Origin of the sequence: Geodermatophilus obscurus (genome assembly GCF_900143215.1) — a bacterium.
Lineage (GTDB): Bacteria > Actinomycetota > Actinomycetes > Mycobacteriales > Geodermatophilaceae > Geodermatophilus > Geodermatophilus obscurus_A.
The window spans coordinates 1-13,792 of record NZ_FRDM01000067.1 but is presented as its reverse complement, the minus strand read 5'-3'; the positions used below and the strand labels follow the sequence as shown (position 1 = coordinate 13,792).

Below are 13,792 nucleotides of genomic sequence, written 5' to 3'. Positions count from 1 at the left end.
CGCCGACGAGCACCGAGACGAAGCCCAGGACCTGCGGGCTGACGGCCATGTCGACGCCGTCGGAGATGCTCGGCAGGTAGGTGAACGAGACCGCGGCCACGAGCACGAGCGAGACCGCGGCGGAGATGAAGAAGCCGCGGTTGATCGGCGCCATCCCGCTGGAATCGGTCTTGCTCGGCCTGGTGGCGAGCACTCCGACCACCGAGGAGACGATGCCGATGCCGGCGACCAGCAACGGGAACACCATGCCGACGTTGCCGAAGAAGACCTGGCCCAGGATCAGCGCGGCGACGAGGGTGACCGCGTAGGACTCGAACAGGTCGGCCGCCATGCCGGCGCAGTCGCCGACGTTGTCGCCCACGTTGTCCGCGATGGTCGCGGCGTTGCGCGGGTCGTCCTCGGGGATGCCGGCCTCGACCTTGCCCACCAGGTCCGCGCCGACGTCGGCGGCCTTGGTGAAGATGCCGCCGCCGACGCGCATGAACATGGCGAGCAGCGCGCCACCGAAGCCGAAGCCCTCCAGGACGATCGGAGCGGTCTGGTCGAAGAGCAGCAGCGCCAGCGCGGCGCCGAACAACCCCAGACCGACGGTGATCATCCCGACGACACCACCGGTGCGGTAGGCGATGCGGAAGGACGGCTGATAGCCGCCTGCGTTGGCCGCCGCGGCAACGCGGACGTTGCCCCGCGTCGCCAGGGTCATCCCGATGAACCCGACCGAGGCGGAGAACAGCGCGCCGACGAGGAAGAAGATCGCCCGTCCCACGCGGGTCTCCCAGCCGCCGTCGGCGACGGGGAGCACCAGGAGCAGCAGGAACACGATCACGGCGAAGACGCCGAGCGTGCGGAACTGTCTGCGCAGGTACGCCGCGGCACCCTCCTGCACCGCCTGCGCGATCTCACGCATCGTCGGGGTGCCCTGGCCAGCGGCCATGACCGCGCGGACCAGGTAGGCGGCGAAGGCGAGAGCGGCGAGCGAGATGGCGAGGACGATCGTCACCAGGACGATGTCCCCGCCGGAGAGTGCACTGTCGGGCATGTGTTCCTCCGAGCGGCTGCCGCCACCGGTGCACGTCCGCTCCGGTCGGCGAGGTACGTGTCCAGCTCGCACGGGCCTGTGCGGCTGGTGCCGCCGGAGTGTAAGGGAGATCACACCCCGTACCGGAAGTCCCGCAGCCGGTGGAGTTCCCCCACCGGGAGCCAGCGCGAGGTCACCCGCAGGTGTGACAGTGGTGGGGTGACCGCGGTACACCCGGTCCGGTCGGCTCCCCCTCCCGGCACGGACCCTCTTCCCCAGGGTGGGTCGCCCTCCCCCGCCGGCACGCCGCCGCCCGGGGCCGACCTGCTGGCCGCCGTCCTCACCGGGACACCGGAGGAGGAACAGCCGGTCACCCACGTGCACCGGATGCCGGTGCGGGACAGCCGCACCCTGCCGTGGCCCGCGTGGGTGAGTCCGGAGCTCCAGGGGCGGCTCGAGGCCCAGGGCGTGCAGGCGCCGTGGCGACACCAGGTCGAGGCCGCGCAGCTGGCCCGCGACGGTTCGCACGTCGTGGTGGCGACCGGGACGGCATCGGGCAAGTCGCTGGCCTACCAGCTGCCGGCGCTGACCCGGCTGGCCGAGGACCCGCGCGCCTGCGTCCTGTACCTGGCACCGACCAAGGCCCTCGCCCGTGACCAGCTGGCCTCGGTCGCCGAGCTGGCCGACCCGTCGGTGCGCCCGGCCGCCTACGACGGCGACACCCCGATGGAGGAGCGGGAGTGGGTCCGGCGGCACTCGCGCTGGATCGTCACCAACCCGGACATGCTGCACCGCGGTGTGCTGCCGGCCCACCAGAAGTGGTCGAGCACGCTGCGCCGGCTGGCCTACGTCGTCGTCGACGAGTGCCACGCCTACCGCGGCGTCTTCGGCTCGCACGTGGGTCACGTGCTGCGCCGGCTGCGGCGGATCTGCCGCCGCTACGGTGCCGAGCCGGTTTTCCTGCTGGCCTCGGCGACGGTGGCCGAGCCCGCGGCGGCGGCGACCCGCCTGGTCGGTGCACCCGTGGTCGCCGTGACCGAGGACGGCTCGCCCAGACCCGGCGCGACCTTCGCGCTGTGGGAGCCGCCGCTGACCGAGCGCACCGGCGAGCACGGTGCCCCGCTGCGCCGCTCGGCTGCCGCGGACGCGGCCACGCTGCTGGCAGACCTGGTCGAGCGCGGCGCCCGCACGCTGGCGTTCGTCCGGTCGCGGCGCAGCGCGGAGTCGGTCGCCGAGCAGGCCCGGCACGCGCTGCGCGACCGCAGCCGCGCCGACCTCGCCCGCCGGGTGGACTCCTACCGCGGCGGCTACCTGCCCGAGGAACGGCGGGAGCTGGAGCGGGCGCTGTCGGCCGGCGAGCTGCTCGGGGTGGCCACCACCAACGCCCTCGAGCTGGGCATCGACATCGCCGGCCTCGACGCCGTCGTGCTGGCCGGCTACCCCGGGACGCTGGCCTCGCTGTGGCAGCAGGCCGGCCGGGCGGGGCGGGCAGAGCGCGAGTCGCTCGTCGTCTTCGTCGCCCGCGACGACCCGCTGGACCACTACCTGGCCCACCACCCTCGCGCGGTCTTCGGCCGGCCGGTGGAGGCCACCGTCACCGACCCCAGCAACCCCTACGTGCTCGGGCCGCAGCTGTGCTGCGCGGCCGCCGAGCTGCCCCTGGTGCCGGAGGACCTGGCCGACTTCGGCGGCGCCGCGGCCGAGGCGCGGGTCGAGGAACTGGTCGCCGAGGGATCGCTGCGCCGCCGTCCGACCGGCTGGTACTGGGCCGGTCGCGGCCGGCCGGACGTCGACATCCGGGGCAGCGGCCTGGCCCCGGTCACGATCATCGAGGGCGACACCGGGCGGCTGCTGGGCACCGTGGACGGCGACGCCGCCCACGCCACCGTGCACACCGGCGCGGTCTACGTGCACCGCGGCGAGACCTACGTCGTGGACGAGTTCTGCGTCGACGACGCCGTCGCGGTCGTCCACCCGGAGAGCCCGGAGTGGACGACGGTGGCGCGGGACGTCACCGACCTGGCGATCGTCGCCACCGACCGGTCGCGGTCACTGGGCACGGTCACCGCGCACACCGGCGTCGTCGACGTGACCAACCAGGTGGTGGCCTACCAGAGGCGCCGGCTGGGGTCCGGCGAGGTGCTGGCCGAGTTCCCGCTCGACCTGCCGCCCCGCCAGCTGCGCACCCGGGCGGTCTGGCTGACCCTCGACGAGCGGGCCGTGGCCCATGCCGAGGTCGACGACGCCGAGCTGCCCGGCTCGCTGCACGCCGCCGAGCACGCGGCGATCGGCATCCTCCCGCTGCTGGCCACCTGCGACCGGTGGGACCTCGGCGGGGTCTCGACCGCCCTGCACCCCGACACCGGCGCGGCCACGATCGTCGTCTACGACGGGCACCCCGGCGGCGCGGGGTTCGCCGAGCGCGGGTTCGCCGTGCTGCGGCGCTGGTTGCAGGCGACCCGGGCGACGGTGGCCAGCTGCGAGTGCGAGAGCGGCTGCCCGTCCTGCGTGCAGTCGCCGAAGTGCGGCAACGGCAACGAGCCGCTGGACAAGGCCGGCGCGGTGCGGGTGCTCGACGTCGTCCTCGACGAGCTTGCCACCGCCGAGACGGCCGGCGAGGTGGTTCTCGGCGAGACCCGCGGCGAGGACGACGGCGGGGACGCCGACCGGCCGGGTGCACCCACCGACGAGGTCACCCCGGGGACGATCCGGGTGGTCGGCCCGGACGCGGAGCCGCCCGCAGCCGAGGACGACCTCGTCTTCTGAACCCCGTCTTCCGAACCCCGTCATCTGAACCCCGCCTTCCGAACTGCGTCTTCTGAACCCCGGCGACCGCGGCGGACCCGCGGGCGGACCTGACGGACTCACCGGCGACCCCGGCCGACCATCGGCCGGGGACCTCCGTGCCGCGGAGCGCGGCACGGACCAGCCGGCGCGCCGCCCGCCCTGATCCGCGCCGTCGGTCGCGGCCCCCGGCGCGTTCCCCGGTGCCGACCCGGCGGTGGTACGCCGACGTGATGGCCTGCTTCACCCCGCCGCTCGGCTGGCCCGCACGGCCACGCCGGCGCTGCGGTGACCGGGAGCCGGGCGGCTGGTGTTCCTCGGCAGCCGGTGGATGGCGATCGGCCGCCCGCGGTCGACCGCCGACGGCGCGGTGCAGGGCGCACTCGTCGCGCTGACCGAGACCCTCGCTCGGAACCTCGACCGGACGTCGTCACGGTCGACGAGGTGGTCGCCGACCCCGATGCCCCGCCGTCCCCGGAAGTGGTCGCCGCCGCGGTGTCCTCGCTGGGCGCCGACGCGGCCGGCTCGGTCGTCGGCCGGGAGCTCGTGCTGGGCCGGGGCGGGCAGCCGCGCCCCTGAGAGCCCTCAGCGCGCCACCACCCGGAACGCCACCGCGCGCACCGGGGCGCCGTCGGCGCCGGCCAGGCGCAGCGGCAGCACGCTGACCACCGGGTCCTCCGGCACCGCACCCAGGTCGCGCAGGTTCTCGACGATGACGCCGCCGGCGCCGAGCACCGCGAGGTGCGCGGCGAACCCGTCCGCGGGTTCGCCGCCGACGACGGTCTCGTCGAGGCTCAGCGCGTCCAGCCCGACGGTGCGGACGCCGGCCGCCACCACACGCGCGGCGGCGTCCCCGGTCAGGAAGGGATGGTCGAAGTAGGCGTCGGTCCCCCAGTGCTCGTCCCACCCGGTGCGCAGGAGCAGGATCCGGCCGGGGCCCAGCAGGGCCGCCCAGGGCGCGAGGTCCGTCCACTCGATCCGGCCGTGCGGCGGCTTGCCGCGCACGTCGGCGACGACGGCCGGCCCGAGGAAGTACCCGAGCGGTAGCTCGTCGACGCGGGCGCCGTCCTCGAGGAAGTGGTACGGCGCGTCGACGTGCGTCCCGGTCTGCGAGCCCATCCGCACGTGCAGGACGTTGTAGCCGTCGGCCGCCACGGTAGCGGCGGGGCTGAAGCGGGCCACCGGGTCGCCGGGGTAGACCGGGGTGTCGTCGTGCAGCGGGTGGGAGAGGTCGACCACCTCCCGGACGGGCGGGGTCTCGGGACCGGTCACCGGGCCTCCTCGAGCTCGACGGTCACGGGGCGGGCGTGAGGACCCAGAGGACCTCGCAGGTCGCCGCCGAGGGGTTGAGCCAGGTGTGCGGTGTCGCACCGGGCATCGTGAACGCGTCACCCGCCTCCAGCACCACCACCTCGCCGGGGAGCAGCAGGCGCAGGCGGCCCCGGAGCACGTGCACGAACTCGACGTCACAGGCCAGCGAGTAGAGCTCCTCCCCACCCCCGCCGCCGGGCTCGATGACCGAGCGGATGACGTGCAGGGCGCGTTGCGCGCCCGCGGTGAGCAGGACCTCGCGGACCCCCTGCCCGCCGAAGTGGATCGGCGGGGCCTCGCCGGCCCGCACCAGCGAGGTCTCCGGCGGCTCGAACAGCTGGCCGACGCCGATGCCCAGCACACCGCACACCGTGACGAGCGAGGCGACCGACGGCGAGACCTCGTCCCGCTCCAGGCGGCTGAGGAAGCCCTTGGTGAGCCCCGCCTCCGCGGCCACGGCCGCCAGCGTGAGACCGGCCGCCTGCCGGGCGGCCCGCAGCCGGGCGCCCACCAACGTGTCGACCGGGTGGGACGGCCGCGTGAGCCGCCGGACCTCGCCCGCCATGCCGTCCCCCTCGTCGTGGTGCGCTCCACATCCCAGCATGCCGGGTCACCTGCTGGTAAACGAGTGTTGTCCACCGAGCAACAGCGATCTAGCCTCTGCGCACCGCGGTGGTCGATCCACCGCCACACCGGGAGGTGCACATGAGCGGAGCGCAGGTGGCCGGGCCGGCGGCCGAGCAGCGGCGGCCGCGGGCCACCGAGGTCGAGCAGCACGGGATCGACACGATCCCGGACGCCGAGCGGACGTCGCGCCCCTTCGACCTGTTCCGCATCCAGTTCGGCGGGGCGAACACCTTCGCCACCGTCATCCTCGGCACCTTCCCGGTGCTGCTCGGCCTCGACCTGGTGGAGGCCGTGGCGGCGACGGTCGTCGGCGTGGTCGTCGGGGCGCTGATCCTCATGCCGATGGGGCTGTTCGGCCCGCGGACCGGCACGAACAACGCCGTCTCCTCGGGTGCGCACTTCGGCGTCCGGGGCCGCGTGCTGGGCTCGTTCCTGTCCCTGCTGACCGCGATCTCGTTCTACTCGATCTCGGTCTGGGTCAGCGGTGACGCCCTCGTCGGCGCCGCCACGCGACTGTTCGGCACCGGCGACTCCGACCTGCTCCGCGGCGTGATCTACGCCGTCCTGGGCGCCCTCGTGATCGTCGTCGTCATCTACGGCTACCAGCTGATGCTGCTGGTCAACAAGATCGTGGTGCTGGCCAACACGACCTTGATGCTGCTGGGCCTGGTCACCTACGCCACGCTGTTCGACCCTTCCTACGACCCCGGTCCCGACGCCTACGCGCTGGGCAGCTTCGTGCTCTCCGCGCTGATCGTCATGGGCAACCCGGTCAGCTTCGGCGCCTTCCTCGGCGACTGGTCGCGCTACATCCCCGCCGGCACACGTCCGTCCCGGCTGCTCGGGGCGACCTTCGTCGGCCAGCTGGCCACCCTGGTGCCGTTCCTCTTCGGCGTGGGGACGGCGACCCTGGTGGCCGGCGAGGCCGACTACGTGTTCGCGCTCATCCAGGTCTCGCCGCTCTGGTACGCCGTCCTGCTCATGGTCTTCGCCTTCCTCGGTGGCATGTCGACGGGCGTGACCTCGCTGTACGGGACGGGGCTGGACTTCTCCTCGGTGTTCCCCCGCCTCAACCGGGTCCAGGCGTCGCTGGTCATCGGCACCCTGGCGTTCGTCTTCATCCTCGTGGGCCGGCTGGTGTTCGACCTGCTGGCCAGCGTGAACGCCTTCATCGGCGCCATCGTCATCTGCACGACGCCCTGGATGGTGATCATGGTGATCGGCTACTGGGTGCGCCGCGGGTACTACTCGCCCGAGGACGTGCAGGTGTTCAACCAGGGCCGGGTCGGCGGGCGCTACTGGTTCAGCGACGGGGTCAACTGGCGCGGGATGGCCGCGTGGATCCCGGCCGCCGTCGTGGGCCTGCTGTTCGCCAACTACCCGCCGCTCATCGAGGGCCCGTTCCGGAACGCGGCCGGTGGGGTGGACATCAGCCTGCCCATGTCCCTCGGCCTGGCGGCGGTCGTCTACCTGGCCCTGCTGTTCGCCTTCCCCGAGCCCCGGTACGTCTTCGGCCCGGACGACCCGCGGCTGGTCCCGGCGCGGGAGACCGTGGCGCAGCCGGTGACCGACGACCCGCGCGCCTCCGTGCACCGGGCAGGTCGCCGGGGTCCGGTCCAGCCTGCCGCGGAGACCGCCGACCGGTGACGCCGCGCGCCGATGCCGCCGACGAGGTGCGGCAGCTGGCCGCCGCGCTGCACGAGCACCTGTCGCCCGGTCCGGCGACGGCCGGGTAGCCGGAACTCACGGCGCCACCGGACCGGCGCGGGCACGGCCGCCGGCCCGGCTGACGCCCAGCGGGCCGAGCCGGACGGGGACCTCGACGGCGACCTCGACCACCGCCCCGCCGCCCACCGTGCAGGCCGTCAGCCGGGCACCGTTGGCACCGGCCACCTCCCCGGCCGCAGCACAGGCGCCGGGGTTGCCGCGGACGGCGTGCTCGGCCGCGGCCAGGGCGGCGAGGTCGGCCGCGGCGGTGGCCCGGTGCCGGCCGACCACCGCCGCTCCGACGAGCACCGCGGCCACGCCGATCGCGGCCAGGACGCCGGCGAGGGCGACCACCCACACCGTGGCCGACCCCCGCTCCCCCGCCGGCCGGGACCCGGCGCTCACCGGGGTGCCTCGGCGGTGCCCGGTTCCCGCTGGGCCACGGCGGAGGCCGACACCGGCACCCGCAGCGGGACCGGGCCGAGCGGTGCCACCTGTGCCGCGACCGTGACGGTGACCGTGGCCCCGTCGACGGCGACCGTGGTCGCCGCCCCGGCCGGCGCGGCGCGGCCGGCCAGCGTGGTCACCAGCGAGGTGTCCTCGCCGCGGGCGGCCGCGCGGGCGCCCTCGCGGGCAGCGTCGACGCACCGCAGCTGGGCCCCGACGACGGTCACCGCGGCGACCGCACCGGCGAGCACGAGCAGCAGCACCGGCAGCACGACCGCCGTCTCGGCCGTCACCATGCCCGTCTCACCGCGGAGCCGGCCGCGCCGCCGCCGGACCATCAGGACAGGGTGGCCAGCGCGTCGGCGACCAGCGCGCTGAGCCCGTCGACGACCGAGCCCCCGGTGACCACCCGGTAGAGCACGGCGGCGAAGGCACAGGCGGCCACGGTCCCGACGGCGTACTCGGCGGTGCTCATCCCGGCCTCGCCGGCCGCCCGGACGCGCGCCCAGCGCGCCTGCAGGCCGCGCGGCCGGCCCTCCTCGGCCGGGGCGCCGTCTGCGTCGAGCAGCTCGTCGCCATCGGGTCGCGTCGTGCAGGGTCCGGTCACGGGTGCCTCCTCGGTGTCGGGCCCGCCTCCCGGGCCGTCGCTCTGGACCCTCGCGGGACGGCGGGGCCGGGAACGGGCACGGACGGGATCTGTGGACGCCGCCGCCCGCTGTGGACGCCGGGCTCAGCCGAAGACGTCGGCCGCGATGCCGAGCACCAACGGCACCACGCCGAGGCACAGGAAGGCCGGCAGGAAGCAGACCCCCAGCGGCGCCAGCACCCAGACCCCGGCACGGCGCACCGCGGCGTCGGCGCGGCTGCGCTGCTCGGCGCGCGCGTCACCGGCCAGCGACCGCAGCGCCGGGACGACGGTCGAGCCGGACTCCCCGGCCCGCACCAGCACCCGGCCGAGGACGGCCAGTTCGGCGGGCACCTCGGCCCACGCCCGTCGCGGCGCCGCGCCCAGCCGGTACAGGCCGGCCACCGTGGCCAGCTCGGGACCGAGCGGACCCGGCAGGGCGGCGGCCACCGCGGCCAGCGCACCACCCACGGGGAGGCCGGCCCCGAGACAGACCGCGAGCAGGTCGCACGCGACCGGGAGGTCCGCCTCGGGTGCCGGGCCGGCCCGCACGTCCTCCTGGCCGGCGCGGCGCAGCAGCCGTTCACCGCCGACCGCGACGAGCCCGGCCACTCCCACCCCGGCGCCCCCGCCGACCAGCAGCCCGGCGGCCAGGCCCGCCGCGCCGGCCAGCAGCCACCGCCGCCGCACGGCGGCCGGACCGGACGGTTGCGGCGGACGCCCCGCCCCGTCCCGGGCGGCCAGCCACCGGGCGCGGACGGCGACCGGCGACCGCACCGGCCAGCACAGCAGGGCAGCTGCCAGCACGAGCGCGATCGCGGCGGCGCTCATCGCACGGCCCGGCGGACCAGCCGCGCCGACCAGGCCAGCCCGGCGACCTCCAGCCCGACGCCGGCCACGAGCAGCAGCTGACCGGTGCCCGTGGTGGTCAGCACCCGCCAGGGGTCGGCACCCACGCCGCCGCCCATGACCAGTCCCAGGACGGGGAGCCCGGCGAGCAGGGCGGCGCTGGCCCGCGACCCAGCCGTGGCCGAGCGGAGCTCCAGGCGGTGCCGGGACCGGGCGCGCAGGTCGTCCTCCACCGCGCCGACGACGGCGGCCAGCGAGCAGCCGGTGCGTGCGCTCAGCCGCGCGGCCGCCGCCACCCGCCCCAATGCCTGCCCGAGCTCGCCGCCGTCGGCCTCCCTGGCGCCGTCCCCCGGCGAGCGGACCGCCCGGGCCAGGGCCCGGCCGCTGTCGCCGTCCGCGCACGCGGTGACAGCGGCACGGGTGGCCTCGTCCAGCGACCGGCCGCTGCGCAGCTCCGCGCCCAGCGCGGCCAGCGCCTCGACCAGCGCGGCCAGCCGCGCCTCCTCCTGCGCGCCGGCCCGGCGGCGCAGCCCGGCGCGGGCGGCGAGCGCCGCGCAGCCGCCGGCGAGGGCCGCGACCAGCGGGGTGCTCAGCAGGGCGGCGACCGCGCCGGCGGCGGTCGCGGCGACGGCCGGCAGCGGGACCCCGGCCGCCGGGCGCGGCGCGGCGTCTGCCCGGCGGGTCAGCGACCGCCGGCGCTCCCGACGCAGTGCCGCGCGGCCCGGCCACAGCGCCAGGGCAGCGGCGAGGAGCAGCAGTCCGCCGGTCACCCGTGCCCCGCCGACAGCAGCTCCGCCAGCAGCGGCGCACCCGGGCAGGAGCCGCCGTCGGCCCGCCAGCCGGACTCCACGACGACGAGGTCCCCGGCGCGGCGGACCACGCCGACCTCCTCGACCCGCCGTCCGGACGGTGTCCGGCGCAGGTGCACCACCGCGGACAGGGCCGCGGCGGCCTGGCTGTGCACGGCCAGCCGGTCCAGCCCCGCGGCCACGCCGAGCGCCTCGAGCCGCGCGGGCACCTCGCCCGGCCGGTTGGCGTGCAGGGTGCCGCAGCCGCCGTCGTGCCCGGTGTTGAGCGCGGTGAGCAGGTCGGTGACCTCCGCACCGCGCACCTCGCCGACCACGAGCCGGTCGGGCCGCATCCGCAGCGCCTGGCGGACCAGGTCGCGCAGCGTCACCTCGCCGACGCTCTCGACGTTGGGAGGCCGGGTGGCCAGCCGGACGACGTGTGGGTGCGCCGGCACCAGCTCCGGGGCGTCCTCGCACAGCACCAGCCGCTCGCCGGAGGGGACGAGGCCGAGCAGCGCGGACAGCAGCGTCGTCTTGCCCGAACCGGTGCCGCCGGTGACCAGGAACGCCAGCCGCCCGGCGACCAGCGCCTGCAGCAGGTCGCCGGACGTGCCGGGGAAGGCGCCGCGCGCGGCCAGGTCGGCGAAGGACAGCGAGGCCCGGCGCAGCACCCGCAGGGACAGGCAGGTCCCGCTGCCGGACACCGGCGGCAGGACCGCGTGCAGCCGGGTGCCGTCGGGCAGTCCGGCGTCCACCCAGGGCGCGGCGTCGTCGAGCCGGCGTCCGGCCGCGGCGGCGAGACGGACGGCGAGACGGCGCACCGCGTCCTCGTCCGGGAAGCGGACGAGCGTGCGCTCCAGTCCGCTGCCCCGGTCGACCCACACCTGGTCGGGGCCGTTGACGAGCACGTCGCTCACCCCGGGCTCGCGCAGCAGTGGCTCCAGCGGGCCGGCGCCGGCCAGCTCGTCCACGGCGTCGCGGACGGCCTGCAGGACGTCGTCGTCACCGAGCAGTCCACCGGACTCCTCCCGGACCAGCGCGGCGACGGCGGCACGCGTCGGCACCCCCGGCTCGAGGACCAGCCGTGCGCGGACCCGGTCGACCAGCACCCCGCTCACGCCGCCGCGCCGTCCACCCGGGCCAGCTCGGCGAGCAGCCGGCGGGACAGCGCACCCAGCGGCGAGCGCGCGCCCACCTGCGGTGGCCGGCCCTGCTCGCCGCGGGGCAGCGCGGTGCGGTCGGTGCCCAGCTCCCCCAGCACCGGCCGGCCCACGACGTCGGCGACCTCGTCGGCGGACAGCCCGCCGGGCACCGGGCGCACCACCAGCTGCGCCGCGGACCACGGCGCCGAGCGGCCCCCGCCGGCGGAGTCGACCAGCAGGCGGGCCGCCGACGCCGCCCGGAGGCGGGCCGGCACGACGAGCACCGCGAGGTCGGCCTCGGCGAGCACGGCGGCGGTCACCTCGGCGCCCGCCGTGCGGGGCAGGTCGACGACCACCGGCCGGCCACCCGCGCACGCCGCCTCGACCACGGCGGTCAGCGCCTCCGCCGGGACCTCCCCGGGTGCCGACCGCGAGGCCGCGAGCACCGAGACGCCGCCGACCTCGGGCAGCGCGGCCATGAGCGCGTCGCCGGCCACTCGGCCGCGCAGCCCGGCGAGCTCCGGCCAGCGCAGGCCCTCGTCCCGCTCGGCGCCGAGCAGCAGGTCCAGCCCGCCGCCCCACCCGTCGGTGTCGACCAGCAGCACGCCGTCCGAGCCCGGTGCGGCGGCCAGCGCCAGCGCTGCAGCCAGCGTGCTCACCCCGGCGCCGCCGCAGCTCCCGCCGACGGCGACGAGCCGGCCGCGGTCGACCGGACGGCGCAGCGCCGAGGCCACCCGGGACACCAGCCAGCCCTCGTCCGCGGGGAGCACCGCCACCCGCTCGGCGCCCTGCTCCACCGCGGCCGCCCAGACCGGCGCGGGCAGCTCCCCCGGTGCCACGACCACGACGCCGGCACGTCGAGGCAGGCCCCGCACCGGAGCGGAGGTCAGCACGTCGGCGCCCAGCAGCACCAGGGGCGCCTCCCGGTGGGCCCGGCGCAGCGCCGGACCGCCCGTGGCGACCTCCGGTTCGGTGCCCGCGGCGGCGAGCAGCCTCAGCAGGTCGTCGAGCAGCTCCTCGTCGGCACTGGCGACGAGCGGGCGGGCGGGCGGGGACCGGAACGCGGACACGTCCGCCAGCCCAGCCCGGGGACGGACGGGGCGCGAGGGGCGTCCGGGATCTGTGGATGACCCGAACGGGTGTGGACGGATCCGTGTGCCACGTCACAGTCGTCCGGCACACCTACAGTCGTGAACCGTGACCCGCTCAGCGGCGTTCTTCGACCTGGACAAGACGGTCATCGCCAAGTCCAGCACCCTGGCCTTCGGCCGTCCGTTCTTCCAGGGCGGGCTGATCAACCGGCGCGCCGTCCTCAAGGGCGCCTACGCGCAGTTCGTCTTCTCCCTCGCCGGCGCCGACGCGCAGCAGATGGAGCGCATGCGGGCGCAGATCACCGAGATGTGCACCGGGTGGGACGTCGCCACGGTGCACGAGATCGTGCGCGAGACGCTGCACGACATCGTCGAGCCGATGGTGTACGCCGAGGCCGCCGACCTGATCGAGGAGCACCGGGCGGCCGGCCGGGAGATCGTCATCGTCTCCAGCAGCGGGGCGGAGATGGTCGAGCCGATCGGCGAGATGCTCGGCGTGGACCGCGTGGTGGCCACGCGCATGGTCACCGTCGACGGCCGCTACACCGGCGAGATCGACTTCTACGCCTACGGGGCGAACAAGGCGGTCGCCATCCGGGAGGTGGCCGCCCGGAGCGGCTACGACCTGGCCGACTGCTACGCCTACAGCGACTCGATCACCGACCTGCCGATGCTCGAGGCCGTCGGGCACCCGACGGCGGTCAACCCCGACCGGGCGCTGCGCAGGGCCGCGATCGAGCACGGCTGGCCCGTGCTGGAGTTCACCTGGCCGGTGACCATGGGATCGCGCTTCCCGGTCCCGTCCGCACCGGTGGTCACCGGTGCGGCCATGAGCGTGGGTGCCGCGGTCGTGGGCCTGGCCTGGTACGCCCGCCGGCGTGCCCTGCGCCTGGTCGCCACGACCCCGCCGGCGCCGGTGCCCAGCCGCTGGCGGCGCCGGGGCGCCTGAGGAAGGACCCCGCTACCCCTCGGCCGCGGCCCCGTCCCGAGTCTCGCCCCGAGCCGGCGAGGGGTGAGCAGGACGGGGTCCTCCTCCAGCAGCGGGGCCGTTCCAGCACCTCACCGCGGCAGGCGCTCCCGCACTCGCTCCACGAGCGTGCGTGCGGCGGACACCGGCCGGAACGCGCGCGCCGCCGCGGTGAGCGCCGCGTGCTCGTCCGGTTGCAGGTCGATGTCGGCGGCAGCGGCGTTGGCCTCGACCTGCGCGACGCTCGAGGCGCCCGGGATGACCACGACCCGCGGCAGGGAGACCAGCCACGCGAGCGCGATCTGCGCGGGTGCGACGTCGTGGGCAGCGGCCACCTCGCGGAGGACGCCGAGCAGCGGCTCGGCTCGGCGCAGGTTCTCGGTGCCGAAGAGCGGATTGGCCGCGCGGACGCCGCCGGGCCGGTTGTCGACCCCGT

At 76.4% G+C, this 13,792-nt stretch carries 15 protein-coding genes; 4 read left to right on the top strand and 11 right to left on the bottom strand.

The genetic code is table 11. The features are described from left to right. The coding region (locus BUB17_RS24460) for a sodium/proton-translocating pyrophosphatase (protein WP_175561480.1) at nt 1-1,039 on the bottom strand (1,039 nt) is incomplete at its 3' end. A gap of 198 nt (nt 1,040-1,237) precedes the next feature. Between BUB17_RS24460 and BUB17_RS24455 the strand changes: the two genes are divergently transcribed. Both BUB17_RS24455 and BUB17_RS28360 read left to right on the top strand, forming a co-directional pair. Beyond that, the gene (locus BUB17_RS24455) at nt 1,238-3,784 is read left to right on the top strand and encodes a DEAD/DEAH box helicase (protein WP_072921320.1); all 2,547 of its coding nucleotides are present in this window, start codon (nt 1,238-1,240) and stop codon (nt 3,782-3,784) included. A gap of 462 nt (nt 3,785-4,246) precedes the next feature. Beyond that, nucleotides 4,247-4,381 (top strand): hypothetical protein, encoded by a 135-nt coding sequence (locus tag BUB17_RS28360; protein WP_280173912.1) that lies wholly within the window; start codon nt 4,247-4,249, stop codon nt 4,379-4,381. A gap of 6 nt (nt 4,382-4,387) precedes the next feature. Here BUB17_RS28360 and BUB17_RS24450 read toward each other — a convergent pair whose 3' ends face one another. Both BUB17_RS24450 and BUB17_RS24445 read right to left on the bottom strand, forming a co-directional pair. Next, nucleotides 4,388-5,074 (bottom strand): cyclase family protein, encoded by a 687-nt coding sequence (locus BUB17_RS24450; protein ID WP_072921317.1) that lies wholly within the window; start codon nt 5,072-5,074, stop codon nt 4,388-4,390. 22 nt (nt 5,075-5,096) lie between these two features. Further along, nucleotides 5,097-5,717: a helix-turn-helix domain-containing protein gene (locus BUB17_RS24445; RefSeq protein ID WP_244277473.1), complete on the bottom strand. Its 621-nt coding sequence runs from the start codon at nt 5,715-5,717 to the stop codon at nt 5,097-5,099. Nucleotides 5,718-5,818: 101 nt separating this feature from the next. Here BUB17_RS24445 and BUB17_RS24440 point away from each other — a divergent pair, with 101 nt between their 5' ends. Then, entirely contained in the window at nt 5,819-7,387 is a 1,569-nt protein-coding gene (locus BUB17_RS24440) for a purine-cytosine permease family protein (RefSeq protein ID WP_072921312.1), read from the top strand. A gap of 96 nt (nt 7,388-7,483) precedes the next feature. On the opposite strand, the gene BUB17_RS24435 is transcribed toward BUB17_RS24440, so the two are convergent. The 7 genes from BUB17_RS24435 to ssd form a co-directional block, all read right to left on the bottom strand. Beyond that, nucleotides 7,484-7,852 carry an Rv3654c family TadE-like protein gene (locus BUB17_RS24435; protein WP_072921309.1) on the bottom strand — a complete coding sequence of 123 codons (369 nt, stop codon included), beginning with the start codon at nt 7,850-7,852 and terminating at the stop codon, nt 7,484-7,486. Further along, nucleotides 7,849-8,232 (bottom strand): TadE family type IV pilus minor pilin, encoded by a 384-nt coding sequence (locus BUB17_RS24430; RefSeq protein WP_072921308.1) that lies wholly within the window; start codon nt 8,230-8,232, stop codon nt 7,849-7,851. Before BUB17_RS24430 ends, BUB17_RS24435 begins: the two co-directional genes overlap by 4 nt. Continuing rightward, nucleotides 8,232-8,501: a DUF4244 domain-containing protein gene (locus BUB17_RS24425; protein ID WP_083606592.1), complete on the bottom strand. Its 270-nt coding sequence runs from the start codon at nt 8,499-8,501 to the stop codon at nt 8,232-8,234. The genes BUB17_RS24430 and BUB17_RS24425 overlap by 1 nt, the downstream gene beginning before the upstream one ends. 123 nt (nt 8,502-8,624) lie before the next feature. After that, the gene (locus BUB17_RS24420) at nt 8,625-9,350 is read right to left on the bottom strand and encodes a type II secretion system F family protein (protein WP_072921306.1); all 726 of its coding nucleotides are present in this window, start codon (nt 9,348-9,350) and stop codon (nt 8,625-8,627) included. After that, nucleotides 9,347-10,138, bottom strand: a complete 792-nt coding sequence (locus tag BUB17_RS24415; RefSeq protein WP_072921303.1) for a type II secretion system F family protein — start codon at nt 10,136-10,138, stop codon at nt 9,347-9,349. The genes BUB17_RS24420 and BUB17_RS24415 overlap by 4 nt, the downstream gene beginning before the upstream one ends. Continuing rightward, nucleotides 10,135-11,274, bottom strand: a complete 1,140-nt coding sequence (locus BUB17_RS24410) for a TadA family conjugal transfer-associated ATPase (RefSeq protein WP_072921301.1) — start codon at nt 11,272-11,274, stop codon at nt 10,135-10,137. The genes BUB17_RS24415 and BUB17_RS24410 overlap by 4 nt, the downstream gene beginning before the upstream one ends. Continuing rightward, a complete protein-coding gene (gene ssd, locus BUB17_RS24405; protein ID WP_083606591.1) occupies nt 11,271-12,368 on the bottom strand; it encodes a septum site-determining protein Ssd in 1,098 nt (365 codons plus the stop codon). The genes BUB17_RS24410 and ssd overlap by 4 nt, the downstream gene beginning before the upstream one ends. Before the next feature lie 127 nt (nt 12,369-12,495). Between ssd and BUB17_RS24400 the strand changes: the two genes are divergently transcribed. Continuing rightward, nucleotides 12,496-13,338, top strand: coding sequence for an HAD family hydrolase (locus BUB17_RS24400; protein WP_072921297.1), 843 nt, complete (start codon nt 12,496-12,498; stop codon nt 13,336-13,338). Between the two features lie 110 nt (nt 13,339-13,448). Here the strand turns inward: BUB17_RS24400 and BUB17_RS24395 are convergent. Next, nucleotides 13,449-13,792: aldo/keto reductase (locus BUB17_RS24395; RefSeq protein WP_141243194.1), on the bottom strand; the 344-nt coding region annotated here is incomplete at its 5' end.

What these genes read in the sequence shown, in the direction of transcription:
- BUB17_RS24430 (WP_072921308.1), bottom strand. Translation starts at nt 8,232, where the DNA reads ATGGTCCGGCGGCGGCGCGGCCGGCTCCGCGGTGAGACGGGCATGGTG.
- BUB17_RS24440 (WP_072921312.1), top strand. Translation starts at nt 5,819, where the DNA reads ATGAGCGGAGCGCAGGTGGCCGGGCCGGCGGCCGAGCAGCGGCGGCCG.
- BUB17_RS24445 (WP_244277473.1), bottom strand. Translation starts at nt 5,717, where the DNA reads ATGCTGGGATGTGGAGCGCACCACGACGAGGGGGACGGCATGGCGGGC.
- BUB17_RS24420 (WP_072921306.1), bottom strand. Translation starts at nt 9,350, where the DNA reads ATGAGCGCCGCCGCGATCGCGCTCGTGCTGGCAGCTGCCCTGCTGTGC.